Origin of the sequence: Lentzea sp. NPDC005914 (assembly GCF_040629405.1) — a bacterium.
GTDB lineage: Bacteria > Actinomycetota > Actinomycetes > Mycobacteriales > Pseudonocardiaceae > Lentzea.
In genome coordinates, this window is record NZ_JBEXVQ010000026.1 from 120,411 (window position 1) to 135,605 (window position 15,195).

Genomic DNA, 15,195 nt, shown 5'->3' on the forward strand with positions numbered 1-15,195 from the left:
GTTCGTGAACTCGAGGTTGAGGTGGAACTGGTCGCCGCTGGGCAGCCGGAAACCCTGGTTCAGCAACGAGTTCACGCCGTTGGTGGCGTTGTCCTTGACCTGCTGCACGGCGTCCGGGTCGGCGTTCGCGGCAGGGTCGACGTGCACCTTGACGGTGTACTCCTGCACGAAGTTGCCGGGGCTGGTCTCGATGCGGCGCAGGTCGTAGTTGATGAGTCCCTGGTAGGACTTGATGTTGCTCGGCGTGCTGTCGGTGCGGACGTCGTGGACGACCTGGTCGACGGTGCGGACGTCGGTGTCGTTCCTGCGGTCGGCCCAGGTGCTGCGGTCGGCGGGGTTGTTCGGCTGGGACCAGTCCGCGGTCTTGGCCGGGTCGTGCCGCCACGACTCGTCGGTGATGACGTCCTTGCCCTGATGGGACTCCGGGGTCGGAGGGTCCATCTTGGGCGGAGCGCCACCGCTCTTGACGTCGTTCGGGGTGTCCTTGCCGGGCGCGGACCGCGGGGCGTCCGAGTCGAGCTGGGACTCGCTCTCCGGCGTGATCCACTCGAGTCCGGACCACTTGTTCTTGAGGTCCGGGTCGAACAGCGAGCCGAAGTCGGTCTTCTCGATCAGCGGCACCTGCGGCGGCATGTAGGAGACGCCGGGTTCGACCTTCAGCCCGTGGTTGTCCGGGTCCATCGTGAACAGGCCGATGAGACCGGTCTTCGGCGTCATCTTGGGGTCGACGCTGTCGACGAACACGTTCGGCCCGGAGATGTCCGGTGCCTGGGCCTTCAGCTGCGCGCTGAAGTCCTTGGGCGGCAGGTTGTAGCTCTTCAGGCCCTCGAACTTCTGCGGGATGATGTCGGCGAACTTGTTGATGAAGCTGTTGTTCGGCGGCGCGACGATGAAGTTGTTGTTGAGCTCGCCCTTGCCGTACTGGATGTTCTCGGCGGTCTGCAGCTCGGTGCCGGGCGCGACGTTCTGACCCTTGAGCGTCTCGTTGAGGCTCTTCTCGTCACGGATCCGCGGTGCGAACACCGGCACGTCCGTCGGCTGCATCTTCATGTCGCCGATGGTGTCCAGCGACACCCCGCCGGGCCGGATGTCGACGTCGAGGTACACGCCACCGTTCTTGGCCAGCACCGCGTACCGCGAGATGTCCGCGGCCAGGTTGTAGGCCTTGGCGTCGGGGTGCTGCGCGGCCGCGTACACCTCGTTGATCGTCGTCTCGGTGTCCGTGCGGCTCTGGACGTCGTTGGACAGGTCGTTGACCAGGTTTGGCGTGTCGGTCCTGATCTCGATGCCGGCGTTGTTGAGGTCCTGGACGACCTGCGGGTCCCAGTTGTTGGCCGAACTGTCGGTCCAGAGGGTCGCCTTCCACTGCTGGTCCGCGTCGGAGTTCTTGCCGTTGTTCTCCTGGACCTTGGCACCCCACTCCTTCATGCCCTGCACGGCGCCCGGGCTGGGGGTGGGGCCGAACCAGGCGAAGTGCAGCTGCTTGGGCACGTCGACCTTGCCGGCGTCGCCCTTGTTGCCGACCGCCTGGTCGTAGTGCTGCTGCAGCTCGGCTTTCTTGTCCGGGTCCGTGATGCGGTTGATGAGGACGCGCGCCTTGCCCGGCTTGCCGTCGTTGACCGCTGTGTCCACATGGGACTTCAGGGTGTCGAGGTCCACTCCGGACGGGTTGGAACCCTTGCCGACCAGTCCGACCCACGGGTCCTGGGGAGTCGTGTTCTGGTTGGTGCTTGGTGAGGTGGTCGGTGCGGTGGTGGGTGGTGCGATGGTCGGGGCCGGTGCGGGGGTCGGCTTCGGCTTGGTGAACAGCCCCTTGATGAAGTCGATGCCGAGCCACTTCTTGATCGCGGCCCGCTTCCGGCCGCCGCCTCCCGCACGTGGCTGCGCCTGGAAGTTGGCGGCGGCGGGGTTCGACCGCGACATGACACCCGGTGCCGGGCGGGTGTTCACGCTCGTGTTCGCGTCGGTGTTCGGCGCGGGGGTGGCGATCGGTGGCGCCACGACGAGGTCGGGGGCGGCGTTGGGGTTCGTGCTGCTGTTGGGGTTCGGGCTCGGCGTGGTGTTGGGCGCGGGCCGCGTCTGCACGCTCGAGTCGCCGGGCTTCGGTCCGCTGGTGGGCGGCACGTCGGCACCGGGCACGTTCGTCGGCGTGTTGACCGGCGGGGTGTTCGGGTTCGGCGTGTTGACCGGCGGGGTGTTCGGGTTCGGCGTGTTGGGGGGTGGGACGTTGGCCGCGGGGGCGTTCGCCGGTGGGACGTTGGCCGGCGGAACAGCCGCTGGCGGGACGTTGGCGGGCGGAACGTTGGCCGGTGGAACGTTGGCCGGTGGAACGTTGGCCGCGGGGACGTTCGCGGGTGGGACGTTCGCGGGTGGGACGTTCGCGGGTGGGACGTTCGCGGGTGGGACGTTCGCGGGTGGGACGTTCGCGGGTGGGACGTTCGCCGGTGGCGCGTTGACGGCCGGTGCGGGAGCGGGACGTGTCTGCGCGGGTGGCGGGGTGTTCGTGTCCGGCGTGGGCCTCGTCTGGACCGGGGGAGCGTTGGTCTCCGGCTTGGGCGAGGGCGTGTTGGCCGGGGGCACGTTCGTCTCGGGCCTGGGCGTGTTGACCGGCGGTGTGTTGGTGTTCGGCGAGTTCGCCGGCGGCACGTTCGGCGCGGGGTTCGCGTTCGGCGACGGCGCGTTGACCGGCGGAACGTTGGTGCTGGGGTTGGGGGCCGGCGTGTTGACCGGTGGGACGTTCGCTGGTGGGACGTTGGCGGGCGGCGCGTTCACGGCCGGTGCCGGGGTGGGGCGCGTCTGCGCGGGCGGTGCCGTGTCAGCCCTGGGCGGTTGCGCGGAGGGCGCAGCCTCAGGCCGCGGCGAAGGCGTGTTCGCGGGCGGAACGTTGGCCGAGGGCGGGTTCGCTGACGGGTTGGGCGACGGCGTGTTGACGTTCGGCGCCGGCGTGTTCACGCTCGGCGCGGGCGACGGGGCGTTGGCCGGCGGGAGGTTCGCCGGCGGTGCCGGACGCGACTGCACCGGCGGGGCGGTATCGGCCCTCGGCGCCTGGGTGGACGGCGCGGTGTCCGGCCTGGGCGACGGCGTGTTCGTCGAAGGCGCGTTCACCGGCGGTGCGCCCACTGGCGGCGCGGCCGGGGCCGGGCGTGCCTGGGTGGGGGGTGCCGTGTTCGGGTTGGCGCTTGGGGTGTTGGTGCCAGGCGCGTTGACCGGCGGTGCGCCCACTGGCGGCGCGGCCGGGGCCGGGCGTGCCTGGGTGGGGGGTGCCGTGTTCGGGTTGGCGCCCGGCGGGTTCGTGCCGGGTGCGTTCGTGCTGGGTGCGTTCGCTGGCGGTGCGCCCAGTGGTGGCGCGGCCGGAGTTGGGCGCGCCTGAGTGGGGGCGGTGTTCGGGTTGGCGCCAGGGGTGTTGGTGCCGGGCGGGTTCGTGCCGGGCGTGTTGGTGCCGGGTGCGTTCACCGGCGGTGTGCCCAGTGGTGGGGCGGCTGGGGTTGGGCGTGCCTGGGTGGGGGCGGGGTTCGGGGTGGCGCCGGACGGGTTTGGGGTGGCCGGCGCGGGTGTTAGGGGAGTGGGCTTCGGGGCCGGAGGCGGTGTGGACGGGGAGGTGCCTGGGGCCCTGGAGATGGTGTTGTCCGGGGTGGGTGGCTTCGGGGCGTCGAACACGCCCTTGCCCGGGGTGGGGCCGCCGAACTTGCTGCCGCCGCGTTCGGAGGTCGCGGCTCCTGGGTTGGCGCCGCCTGGGGCCATGGGTGGGGCTGCGGCGCCTGGGTTGGCTGCGGGAGGGGTGGCGCCTGGAGTGAGGCCGCCGCGTGGGGCCGTGGTCGAGGGGGACGTCGTTGCGCTCTGCGGGCCCGGCGTCGTCGCGGGCGGGGTTCCTGGGACGCCCGGCTTGGGCGAGCCGGCGGTCGGGGAGCCCGTGTTCGCGGAGCCCGTGTTCGGGGAGCCGGGGGTGCCTGGCTTCGGGGCCGGTGCAGGGGTCGACGTCGAGCCTGGTGGGGGCTTGGAGATGGTGCTGTCGGGCGTGCCGGGCTTGGGGGCGTCGAACACGCCCTTGCCGCCGCCCGTGCCGAACTTGCTGCCGCCTCGGTCGCCGCCCTGGGCGCCGGCGCCTGGTGTCATGGGCGGGGCCATGCCGGGGGCGCCGGGAGGTGGGGTCGCGCCGCGCGGGCCGCCGGTGGAGGGGGACGTCACCGCGCTCTGCGGGCCGGGAGCGGTCACGCCGGGCTTGGGGCCGGAAGAGCTGGGGGTCGAGGAGCCGGGAGTCGTGCCCTTGCCGCCGGGCGTGGGCACGTTCGGGACCGCGCCGCCCTTGCCACCGGGCGTGGAGCCCGGCTTGGCGGAGCCGGGAGAGCCTGGGGTCGCACCGCCGATGACCGGAGGCGCCACCGCACCAGGACCGCCGACGCCCTTGGGGCCGCCACCGAGCCCGACAGGACCGGCACCGCCCTTGACGTTCGGCGCCGCACCGACCGCGGGTCCGCCGACGCCCTTGGGACCGCCACCGGCACCAGGACCGGTGCCACCCTTGACGTTGGGCGCGGCACCGACAGCGGGGCCACCGGGCGTGTTCAGCCCACCGGTGCCGATCGGGCCGGCACCACCCTTCACAGGAGGCGGAGCGGAAACGGCGGCACCGCCGGGTCCCTTGGCACCACCGGTAGCAGCCGGGCCGGTACCACCCTTGATCGGAGGCGGAGCGGAAACGGCAGCACCGCCGGGCCCCTTCGAGCCACCCGTCCCGACAGGACCAGTGCCACCCTTGACCGGCGGCGGGGCGGACACGGCGGGACCGCCAGGCCCCTTCGAGCCACCCGTGCCGACCGGGCCGGTGCCGCCCTTGATGTTCGGCGCCTGCGAGGTCTTCGGCCCGCCAGGGGTGTTGTTCCCCAGCGTGTTGACGTTGCCACCGGCGATCGAGCCCGGCCCGGACGCCTTGGGGCCCGCGCCCGCGTTGTTGCCGGGCGTGGTGACGTTGTTGCCGGGCGGCGGCTTGGCCGTGGTGCTGGTGTCGAACGAGTTGAACGACTTCTGGTGCGCCTGGTCGGTCTGGATGGCCGTCTGGTGCGTGGCCTTCAGGTTCGACTGGACGTCGGTGAACGCCTTGGAGCCCTTGTCCGCCTGCGAGACGGCGTGGTCGTTGGACGCGTTGAGCGCCGGCACCGCGAACAGGCCGATCGGGCCCAGCGCGTTGCCGGAGAAGTTCAGGCCGCGCAGGCCGCTCGAGATGCTCGACAGCCGGGACCCCAGGTCCCCCGCCTTGTTCTGCAACCCCTGCATCGAGTTGGGGTCCATGGAGAAGCCGCTGTTGCCCGTGGGAACGTTGCCCCCACCCGTCCCCGTCGGCGAGGGGGACGGCGTCGGATTCGGCGCCGGGTTGGGGTTCGGCGACGGCGACGGTGTGGGATTGACACCCTTGGCCATGAGTGGCTTTTCTCCAGTACTGCGTCAGAACAAAGCAGGGGGTCCCGGCTGGGAGGGAGCTACTCCGACGGCCTGGTGGGCCGTTCGTGCGCCACGGTCGGCCGCAACGGCTGGACCGGAGCACCACCGGACTGGGCGACCGCGTCGTACCCGGCCGCGTACTGCACCGGCTCGGCGGGGGTCGCCTCGACGCTCGAGTAGGCCGTGCGCGCCTGCAGCGGGTTGTAGCTCTCCTGCGCCGGCTGCAGAGCCTCGAACGTGTGCGACATCTGGGTCCGCGCCAGGGGCTCGTACCCGGAGGACGACTCGGCCGGGGTGGAGTCCGAGCTGTTGTACATCTCCCGCGCCTGCATCGGCTGGACGGCCTCGTGCATCGGCGTGCCCGAGGTCATCGAGACACCCGAGGTCATCGTCGAGTCCGTCGCCATCCTGGCCTCGGCCACGTTCATGTGGGTCGGTGCCAACGGTGCGTGGGCCGCTTCCATCCGCTGCAGAGGCTGCATCGGCTCGGCGACGCTCATGTGGGTCGGTGCCAACGGTGCCTGCACCGCTTCGAACCGCTGCAACGGCTGCACCGCGTCCATCTGAGCGCGCGCCATGTGCACGGGCTCGGCGGCCGTCATCGCGGTCCGGGCCTGCATGGGCTCGAGCGCGTCCATCTGAGCGCGCGCCATGTGCATGGGCTCGGCCGCGGTCCTGGCCTGCATCGGCGCGAGCGCGTCCATCTCGGTGCGCCCCGACACCATGTGCATGGGAGTGGCCGCGACCGCGTCCGTCTGCGTGTGGCCCGACACCATGTGCATCGGAGTCGCCGCGACCGCGTCGTGCTGCACGGTGCCCACGCGGGCCTGCGCGAGAGTGTCCTGGGCCGTCTTGCCACCCGAACGCTCACCGCCGCCGCCACCACCGCCACCGCCACCACCGGCGGCGTTGTTGGCCACGGCCTCGTCGATCTTCTTGTCGACGTCCTTCGAGGCCTTGTAGCCCTCGTAGGAGATCTCGGCGACGTCGGCGGAGTTCTCGAACCGCTCCCAGCCCTTGCTGATCTTGGCCATGATGCCGTCGAGGTCGCCGATCCGCTTCATCTGCCGGGCGAGCGCGGCGACGACGCGGGCGACGCGGGACGCGATGTTCGTGCCCAGCGCGACCGCCTTGCCGACCGCGAAGCCGATGAAGGCCGGGATCGAGGCGCCGAACGTCGGGATCATCGCGGCCGCGGCGAGGATCGCGCCGCCGATCAGCGACCCGAGCAGCTGGGAGATCATGTCGCGGACGATGTCGCGCAGCACCGTGACGAGCATGCCCATGATCGCGACGATCTTGGCCTTGGTCTCGACGGCCTGAGCGAGCTCGTCGAGCTCCTGCGCCATGCCGTCCATCGACTTCTTGTAGGCCTCGGACGCCGTGCCGGTCCAGCCGTCGAACGTCGCGAGCCCGCTCTTGTGGTCCTCGGCCAGCACCCGCAGCTCGGCCGCGCGCGCCTTGGTGGCCTCGACGTTGGCCTGGATCTCCTCCGGGTTGCCCATCAGCTGGTTCAGGGCGTCACGCAGGAACGAGACGTGCTCGATCAGCCAGCCGATGCCGGCGCCGATGAGGCTGCCCAGCGGGTCCATCACGAGCATCACCGTGGCCGACGCCGCGCCGATGGCGTTGAACGTGATGTCCAGCGCCTTCTCGGTCTCGGACTCGGCCTCCTTGCCGATGCCGTCGATGAGGCTGCCGTAGGCCTCGATGAACAGCGAGCCCTTGAGCTTGTTCTCCTCGGTGATCTTCATCCCGGGAGGAGACGGGAGTGGAGTTTCAGGAGCGGTCATCGCTGGTCCTCACCAAGGCTGGTTGTCGTCGTCATCGTCGTCGTTCGCGCGCTGGCGGCCGCGGACGGGCTGCGGCTGCGGGGCCGCCGCGGGCCGGCTGACCGGCGGTGCGACGGGAGCCGGTTCCTCGGCCTCCTCGTAGGCGTCGGTCTCCTCGATCTCCTCCTCGTCGGCGGGGATCGAGTCGGAGACCATCTGGTACGCCTCGGTGCCCTCGCCCAGCGGCTGGAAGATCTCGAGGACCTTCTGCGCCGCCTGCTTCTGGGCGTGCCGCGCGGTCTCCAGGATCAGCGCGGTGAGCCGGGGCGCGCCCAGTTCGACCGCGCGGTGCCCGAGGACGAGGTTCTGCAGGCCGCCGTTGGGGCCCACGGTCACCGTCACCGCGCCGTCCTTCGACGTCACGGTCGCGGTGGACGCCGCGAAGTTCTCCTGCAGGTCCTCCGACTTCTTCTTCAGGTCGGCCAGCTTGGCCTCGTACTCTTCGACCCACTGGGTGGGGTTCGCGGGATTCACACGGTCCTCCGGCGGCGGCGGTTCAATATCGGCTGAAGCGCTCTCACGCGAGCACGGCGTCGATTCGGGTGGCGATGCGGTCGTTGTCGGTCGGCGAGAGGCTCAGCCAGCCGTCCGAGTTCACCATCAGGTAGCGGCCCTGGTGGGTGTCGAACCAGTTGATCACGACACCCGAACGCTGCTGCCCGTGGGTGACGCCGAACTGGCCGCCCGCGACGCGGTTGGCCGCGAGCTCCCCGAACTGCTTGGCGTCCTGGGAGGACAGACCGGCCTGTTGCAGCGCGGCCTGGTCGTCCACCTCGTCGGCGGCGCCCCACAGGTCGTCGGAGTCGCCCGCCTCCTCGGCCTCCTGGATCGCGACGGCGTCCTGCAACGCCTCGACCCGCACGTTCACCGCCGTGCCCGGACCGGGCTCGCCGTCGGGCAGCACCCGCACGATCTCGCGGGCGATACCCGTCTCCCGGATCGCCAGCAGCCCGACCTGGTCCTCGTCGATGATCGCCAGCACGGCCCGCGCGCCGTTGGAGACGGCGAGCGCCCGCACGGTCCGGTCGAGTCCCGCCACGGCGTCCACGGAGACCTCGTGGTCGTCGAGCAACCGCAGGTACTCCTCGAGCCGGTGGTTCTCGACCAGGCCGCGCCGGCGAAGCTCCTCGAGCGTCCTGTCGCGCAGCACCTGGCGGTCCTGCTCGGTGTCGCCCTCGCTCGGCACGTCCAGCGGGTAGGGCATCCTGCCGAGCCGCAGCTCGTGCCACAGGACGTCGAACTCGCGCGGCGAGAGCAGGAACTCGGGCGTGATCACGACGCGTCAGGTCCCTTCTGCTTCTTGACCTTCGCGCCGCCGATGACCGACGGGGGCAGGTTCTCGCCGGGGACCTCGAACAGGTCGCCGCCCATGATGTAGCTGGCGGAACGGTGTTCCTTGTCGTCCTCGCCCTTGCCACCGGCACCGGGAGCGCCGCCACCCATCGGCGAGCCGCCCATGCCGGCACCGGCCGCGGCAGCGCCACCGGGGCCCGTCATCGGCATGCCGGGACGGCCCGCCTGGCCCTGCACTCCGGCCGTGCCGCCAGGCTGCATCGAGCCACCGCCACCACCGGCCGCGCCGCCACCGAAGCCGCCCGCGCCACCACCGGCCGCGCCGAAGTTCGGCATCGCGCCGGGCTTCATGCCCGACGAGGCGCCACCGCCACCGCCGCCACCACCAGCGCCACCGCCGGGCCCACCGGGGCCGTTGTAGCCCGGAGCCGACGGCGTGAAGCCCTTCGGGTTCTGCGGGGTGTAGTTCGGGTTCGCGATGTCCTTGCCGACCACGGGGATCTTGGGGATGTTCGCGTTCGGCCGCGGCGCACCACCGGACGGGCCCCGGCCGGCGTACGGCGCGCCACCGGTCGGGAACTGCGGCGTGTAGTTGCCGCCGCTGCCGCTCGTGTAGGTCGTACCGGGGTTGGGCGGCGGGGTGTAGCCCGGCGCCGACGGCGTGTACGCCGCGGCGGCCACGTTCGTGTTGCCGGGGTTGTAGCCGGGGTTCTGCGGCGTGTAGCCACCGCCACCACCGCCTCCGCCTCCGCCACCACCGGGGTTGGCCGGCGGGGTGTAGCCGGGAGCCGAGGGCGTGTACGCCGCTGCGGCGGGCGCGGGCGCACCACCTTGCGGAGCGCCACCGGTCGCGCCACCGGACGGGCTGGGCGGAGCGGCCACGCCGGCGCCACCCTGCGCGTGCGTCGACATGAGGCCGTCCGCGCCGTTGAGCGTCGGAGCGCCGGACATGCTCTGCACCGCCATCACCGGCTCCTCGACCTGGCCGGTGTTCGGGTTGAACGGCGGCTTGAAGGTCGGCGTCGACGAGTCGATCTGCCGGGAGTTGTTCTCCATGGTGGTCATGACGGTGACCGCCTGGTCGTGCGCCGCGCGCGAGGCGGTGTTGGCCATCGCGATGTCGGCGGCGGCCAGCACGAACGCGGGCGTGCCCGGCTGCGAGAGCGCGGCCGCGGCCTTGTTCCAGTCGAACTGGACGGGCCCTGGCATCTGCGCGCGGGCACTCTCCATCACGCGGCCCTGGTCGGCGACCTTGTTGCCGACCTCGACGGCGGTGCGGGCGGTCTCGTCGACCCAGTCGCCGAGCCTCTTCATCGCGTCACGGGCGGCCTCGGCGGCACCACCCGTCCACTTGGACTCCGACGCGGTGATGACCGCGTTGATGGTGCGGGACGCCTCTGTCAGCTCGGAGCCGTACTTGCCCCAGTCGGAGCTGATCTGACCGGCCTGACCGGGGTCGTTGTTGTTGTGCACGGCGGCGTAGAGCTCGGCATGCGAGCGTGACGCCCAGTTCTGGGGGTCCGTGAGGACCGGCTTGTTCTCGAACTCGCTCGGGTCGGTCTCGGGGGGCATGACCGGCTCGCCTCTCGCTTCGGTGGAGTCAGCTGGATCCGAGCCGGGATCAGCTGTTCGTGATCTTCTTCAGTTCGGCCTGCTGCTCCTCGTCGAGGCGGCTGAAGTTCTCGATCGCCTCGACGATCGAGGTCTTCGTCTGTTCCAGCACGGTGCGGTAGGCGGTCATGACGCTGACGAACGAGTACGGTTCACCCTCGGCCCGTTGGGTGAACTTTTCGCGCATGGCGTCCCCGACGGGGTTCGCGCCGAGCGGTGCGGGACGGGCGATGCTGCTGTTGGCGCGTTCGAGCCACGAGTCGACTTGGTCGATCTGGGCCTGCAGCTGTTTGCGGAGCTCCTCGCCCGCGGTCGGGTCGAGTTGCACCTGACCCGAGCTGACGGTGTCCTTCAACGGGACAGCGTCGTTGTCACCGACGATGTACATGCGTGCAGTATCAAGTAGCTTTTGGTACAACGCTCACTTTTCCATCTGGCGTGTAACCAATTGAGACTCGCGTTCACAATGCGTTCTCGCATAGCCAAACGGGCCACCACCGGGTGAACGAGCGGTGATCAGGAAGATCGTTTGCCCTGGTTGTGGGAGCGCTCTCGACTGAATGCCCATTCGGGCTCCCGATCTCTGTTCACATCACTGGAACGGGCCTTGACCTGCGTCGAGTGTGGCTCAAATCACAGCGGTCCGCAGAGGACGCTTAGGCTTGGCTTGATCTCGATTACGCAACATTCGGACATCACCCGATCGAATGGTCTCGGGGGTAGACGAAGAACGGGCGCGCACCGGAGTGCGCGCCCGTTCTATTGGTGATCAATTCACGCCAGCACGGAGTCGATCCTCGTGGCGATGCGGTCGTTGTCGGCGGGGGAGAGGCTGAGCCAGCCGTCGGAGTTGACCACGAGGTAACGGCCCTGGTGGGTGTCGAACCAGTTGATCACCACCCCCGAGCGCTGCCGGCCGTGCGTCACCCCGAACTGGCCGCCCGCGACGCGGCTCGCGGCGAGTTCGCCCAGCTGCTTGGCGTCCTGGGAGGACAGACCGGCCTTCTGCAGCGCCTGGTTGTCGTCCAGCTCGTCGTCGGCGGCACCCCACGGGTCCTCGGACTCGTCCTCGTGCTCGGCCTCCTGCAGAGCGGCGGCCTGCTGCAACGTGTCCGCTCGCACGGACAGCGCGTTGCCGGGACCGGGCTCGCCCTTCGGCAGCACCTGCACGATCTCGCGCGCGAGGCCGGTGGGCCGGATCTCCAGCAGTCCGATCGCGTCGCCGTCGATGATCGCCAGCACGGCCTGCTCGCCGCTGGACGCCGCCAGTGCCCGCACGGTCCGGTCCAGCCCCAGCACGGCGTCCACCGAGACCTCGTGGTGGTCGAGCAGCCGCAGCAGGTCCTCGAGCCGCTCGTCGTCGGCCAGCCCGCGGTCGCGCAGACCGGCGAGCGTCTTCTGCTGCAGGGCCTTGACCTCCTGCTCGGTGTCGCCCTCGCTGGGCACGTCGAGCGGGTAGGGCAGCCGGCCGAGTCGAAGCGTCCGCCACAGGACCTCGAACTCACGCGGCGACAGGAGATATTCGGGCGTGATCACGTCAGCAGTATCGGGGAGAGCGCGGGCAGACGGACAGGATTCACCCGAACTGGACCCCGGACGAGCCTCACATCGGCGAGTAGCTGCAGCGGCGGCCCGTTCGGACGTGGTCGCGCACGTGGTCGCCGATCACCGGATCGGCCGAGGAGAGCGCGCTCACCGCTCGCCGGATCGCCTTGCCCACGGCGATGCGGGCGCGTTCGCCGGAGTCGGAGAACGAGCGGGTCCTGCCGGCCAGACCGGTGGCCGCCGCGATCTCCCCGGCGAGCCAGTCGTGCTCGGCCTGCCCGGCGTCGTCGAGATCGCGGCCGCGCAGCTCGGCGAGCCTGCTCCGGTACTGCCGCAGCGCTTCCGGGTCGAGCTGGTCCTGAGCGGTGATCTCCCCGGCGATCTCACCGGTCAGGGCGTTGGTGCCGGCGACGAGTTCGGCGGCGTCGACCTCCCGGCCGGGGTTCGCGGCGAGCACGGCGAGGTGGGCCATGCCGATGCCGCCGTCCACGAGCACGCTGCGGCCACCGAGCCGCACGAGCCACTTGCGGCCCTCGCGCCGCACCGTGAGATCCGCGTCCGGGGGTGCGCCGACGCCCAGCGCGGCGGCCTCCTGCGCGCACATCGCGAGCTCACGGCGTGCCCCTTCGACGTCGCCCGACCGTTCCAGTGCCTCGGCGTACTTCCGGCGCGACGACAGCGCCGCGGGCCAGTGCCCGAGCGCCTGGTTGTCCCGCACGGCGGCCTTGAGGTGGGTGAGCGCGAGGCCGAGGTCGCCGAACGTCAGCGCAGCCAGCCCGAGCGGGTGCTGCGCCGAGCCGAAGCACGTGACGGCGAGGCTCGCCATGAGCGGCAGCCGCGCGAACGGCAGCAGGATCTCGTAGACCTCGCGCGCGACGTCGACGTCGCCGAGCAGATGGGCGGCGTCCGCGACCCCGCTCATCGTGACGAGCCACGTGCTGGAGCGCGGCAGCGAGCCGAGTCCGCGCCGGCACAGCATCGCGAGCGCGCCCTGGGCCTTGCGCCTGTCCCCGGACAACGCGGCCGCGACGGCCAGCGCGCTGAAGAACGAGTTGTCGACGGTGCTCAGCGTCGGCGAGTGCACCAGGTGGTCCAGCAACGGGAACAGCTCCGCCGTGCGGCCCTGGTACCAGCGGACCGCGCAGATCTGCGCGCCGTACCAGGCCGTCGCGTCGACGTCACCGGCCTCGGCACCGAGCTGCGCGCTCACCCCGGCCAGCTGCTCGGCCTCGTCGAACCGGCCGTCCCTGATCGCGAGCATCACCTCGATCGCGCTCACCACGAACCGCACGGCGAGGTGGTCCTCGTGCTTGAGCCGTTCCTGGAGATCGGTGAGGCGGCGGACGGCGTGCGGGTCGGCGTCGAGGAAGTGGTCGACCACCTGCCACAGCAACGCCATCATGAGGTCACCGCTGCGTCCACTGCGGAGGCTCTCGCTGATCATCTCGGCGGCGAGTTCCTTGCGCAGCTCGACGTGGTCCGGCCCGAGGACGCAGTGGTGCGCGAGGCTCAGCGCCTCGACGCGCACTACCGGGTCGACGGCTTTCCTTGCTTCGTCGAGGAGTTCGAGGATGTTCGCGTGCTCGTTGGCCTGGTAGTCGCTTTCGGCCGTGAGCCTGAGTCTCAGTCGTAACGCGAGGTCGGACTTCGGCTCCACCAGCGTGAGCGCGTGCCTGATCCGCGACCGCACCAGTTCGGCCTCGGCGGCGGTGCGGTGTTCGTGCACCCAGACACCACCGGCGCCGAGTGCCGCCGCGACGAGGGTGTGCACGTCACCGGTGCGCTGGGCGGCCTCGTAGGCCTGGGCGAAGTGCTCCCTGCTGGTGCGCAGGTCCCCGTTCTGAGCCAGCGCTCGGGTGCCTGCTTCCAACAACGACTCGGGCGTCACGCCGCACACCCAAGCAGACGCGTGGAACGGGCGTGGAACGGGGTGGAACGCCTCAGGAAGGGGACGTTGAACGTGAATTTGCTTTAGGGGGCAATGCTTTGAGAAGCACTACCTGGAGACGGGTGCTCGGGGCTGCCGCTCTGGTACTCGTGGGCCTCGTGCCCTCGGTGCCCGCGGTGGCAGCACCGGTTCCGGTCGCGAAGTACGTGCTGGGGGCGTTCGGTTACGACCAGGGGTGGCGGACCGAGAAGCACCTGCGGGTGCTCGCCGACGTCACGCGCGACGGCAAGGCCGACATCGTCGGGTTCGGCGAGGACGGCGTGTACACGTCGGTCGCGCTGGGAGGCGGCGGGTTCACGCCGCCCAAGCACGTCCTTCCGGGCTACGGCTACAACTCCGGATGGCGGATCGGCAAGCACCCGCGCTGGGTCGCGGACATCACCGGTGACGGCTTCGGGGACCTGGTGGGGGCCGGGCCCGACGGCGTGTGGACCGCGGTGGGCAACGGCGACGGGTCCTTCGGCCCGATGCGCTTCGCCTCGGGCGTCGCCGGTGCCAACGGCCGGCCGGGCCCGCTGAGCCTGCAGCTGGGCGACGCGAACCTCGACGGCCGCACGGACCTCTACGCGTTCTCGGACGGACGCCTCGACATCTCGCTCGCGTCGGGCGGCGGTGGCTTCGCGACGCCGTACCTCGCGACCTCCGAGTTCACCGCGGACCGGTTCGACTTCAACCAGTTCAAGGTGGCGAACGTCGGTGGTGACGCACGGCCGGACATCCTGTCCGTGCGCTACAACCCCGGCTTCACGCCGATGTCGTCGCTGGGCCGTCCCGACGGCACTTACGGGGTGTCGCAGCCGTCCACCACGGACTCGTCCGGGGTCTTCCAGGTCAGTGACATCACCGGTGACGGGTACGCCGACGCGGTCCGCTTCGGCAACGACGCCAACACCTACACGGGCCGTGCGCTCGGCGGTGGCACCTTCGGGACGTTCGGCGTGGGGGTCGGCGAGTTCGGTTACAACAGCGGGTACGGCTACGGCACCTCGTCGCAGCCTTCGCCGTCGCTGGCCGATGTCACGCACGACAAGCGGGCGGACATCGTCGGGTTCAGCTTCGCTGGTGTCGTCTCCGCGGTCTCTCGTGGCGATGGCACGTTCGGTCCGGCGCGTCTGGTCAACGCGGACTTCGGTTCCGATCGAGGCTGGACCGTCACTCAGAACCCGCGGTTGCTGGCGGACATCACGGGTGAGGGCGCAGCGGATGTCGTCGGGTTCGCCAACAAGGGTGTGTTCGTCGCTCTGGCCGATGGGTTCGGTGGGTTCGGCGGGATTTAGGACGACCGGTCCCGTCTGAGGGGAGACGGCGGGACCGGGGCAAGCCGAGTGGGACCCCCAGCCCGCTCGGTGAGGGGGGACGGTCGTGCGCGGCTCATTGTGTACCGGAGCCGCGCACGACCTTTCTCGTTCTGTGGGACGGCCCCTTGTGGTGGGTCGCTAGCCCCGTCTTTCGCACATGAGGATGGTTGGGGCGGGAACGACGATTCGTCTTGATCATCTTATCGTGTTGGGATGCGGGAACGACGGCCTC

General features: G+C 70.8%; 9 protein-coding genes (1 of these 9 cut by a window edge). 1 reads left to right on the forward strand and 8 read right to left on the reverse strand.

Translation table 11 applies throughout. The annotated features are described in order from the left end of the window. From ABZ345_RS31605 to ABZ345_RS31640, 8 genes are all read right to left on the reverse strand, one after another. Nucleotides 1-5,415, reverse strand: partial view of a glycosyltransferase gene (locus ABZ345_RS31605; RefSeq protein WP_359856712.1) — the start only. The gene continues 22,101 nt to the left of window position 1, outside the view; the window shows 5,415 of its 27,516 coding nt (coding positions 1-5,415); it begins with the start codon at nt 5,413-5,415; its stop codon lies beyond the left edge, outside the window. 59 nt (nt 5,416-5,474) lie between these two features. Continuing rightward, nucleotides 5,475-7,190 carry a hypothetical protein gene (locus ABZ345_RS31610; RefSeq protein ID WP_359856714.1) on the reverse strand — a complete coding sequence of 572 codons (1,716 nt, stop codon included), beginning with the start codon at nt 7,188-7,190 and terminating at the stop codon, nt 5,475-5,477. A 48-nt stretch (nt 7,191-7,238) separates the two neighbouring features. Continuing rightward, complete coding sequence (locus ABZ345_RS31615; protein ID WP_359856717.1) at nt 7,239-7,742, reverse strand: YbaB/EbfC family nucleoid-associated protein; 504 nt, start codon at nt 7,740-7,742, stop codon at nt 7,239-7,241. A 43-nt stretch (nt 7,743-7,785) separates the two neighbouring features. Beyond that, nucleotides 7,786-8,544 carry an ESX secretion-associated protein EspG gene (locus tag ABZ345_RS31620; protein ID WP_359856719.1) on the reverse strand — a complete coding sequence of 253 codons (759 nt, stop codon included), beginning with the start codon at nt 8,542-8,544 and terminating at the stop codon, nt 7,786-7,788. Continuing rightward, nucleotides 8,541-10,133, reverse strand: coding sequence for a PPE domain-containing protein (locus ABZ345_RS31625; RefSeq protein WP_359856722.1), 1,593 nt, complete (start codon nt 10,131-10,133; stop codon nt 8,541-8,543). Before ABZ345_RS31625 ends, ABZ345_RS31620 begins: the two co-directional genes overlap by 4 nt. A gap of 49 nt (nt 10,134-10,182) precedes the next feature. Beyond that, nucleotides 10,183-10,560 carry a hypothetical protein gene (locus ABZ345_RS31630; RefSeq protein WP_359856725.1) on the reverse strand — a complete coding sequence of 126 codons (378 nt, stop codon included), beginning with the start codon at nt 10,558-10,560 and terminating at the stop codon, nt 10,183-10,185. Nucleotides 10,561-10,946: 386 nt separating this feature from the next. Further along, nucleotides 10,947-11,708 carry an ESX secretion-associated protein EspG gene (locus ABZ345_RS31635; RefSeq protein WP_359856727.1) on the reverse strand — a complete coding sequence of 254 codons (762 nt, stop codon included), beginning with the start codon at nt 11,706-11,708 and terminating at the stop codon, nt 10,947-10,949. 67 nt (nt 11,709-11,775) lie between these two features. Continuing rightward, the gene (locus ABZ345_RS31640) at nt 11,776-13,605 is read right to left on the reverse strand and encodes a hypothetical protein (protein ID WP_359856729.1); all 1,830 of its coding nucleotides are present in this window, start codon (nt 13,603-13,605) and stop codon (nt 11,776-11,778) included. A 122-nt stretch (nt 13,606-13,727) separates the two neighbouring features. Between ABZ345_RS31640 and ABZ345_RS31645 the strand changes: the two genes are divergently transcribed. Beyond that, the gene (locus ABZ345_RS31645; RefSeq protein WP_359856732.1) at nt 13,728-14,942 is read left to right on the forward strand and encodes a VCBS repeat-containing protein; all 1,215 of its coding nucleotides are present in this window, start codon (nt 13,728-13,730) and stop codon (nt 14,940-14,942) included. Nucleotides 14,943-15,195 lie beyond the last annotated feature (253 nt).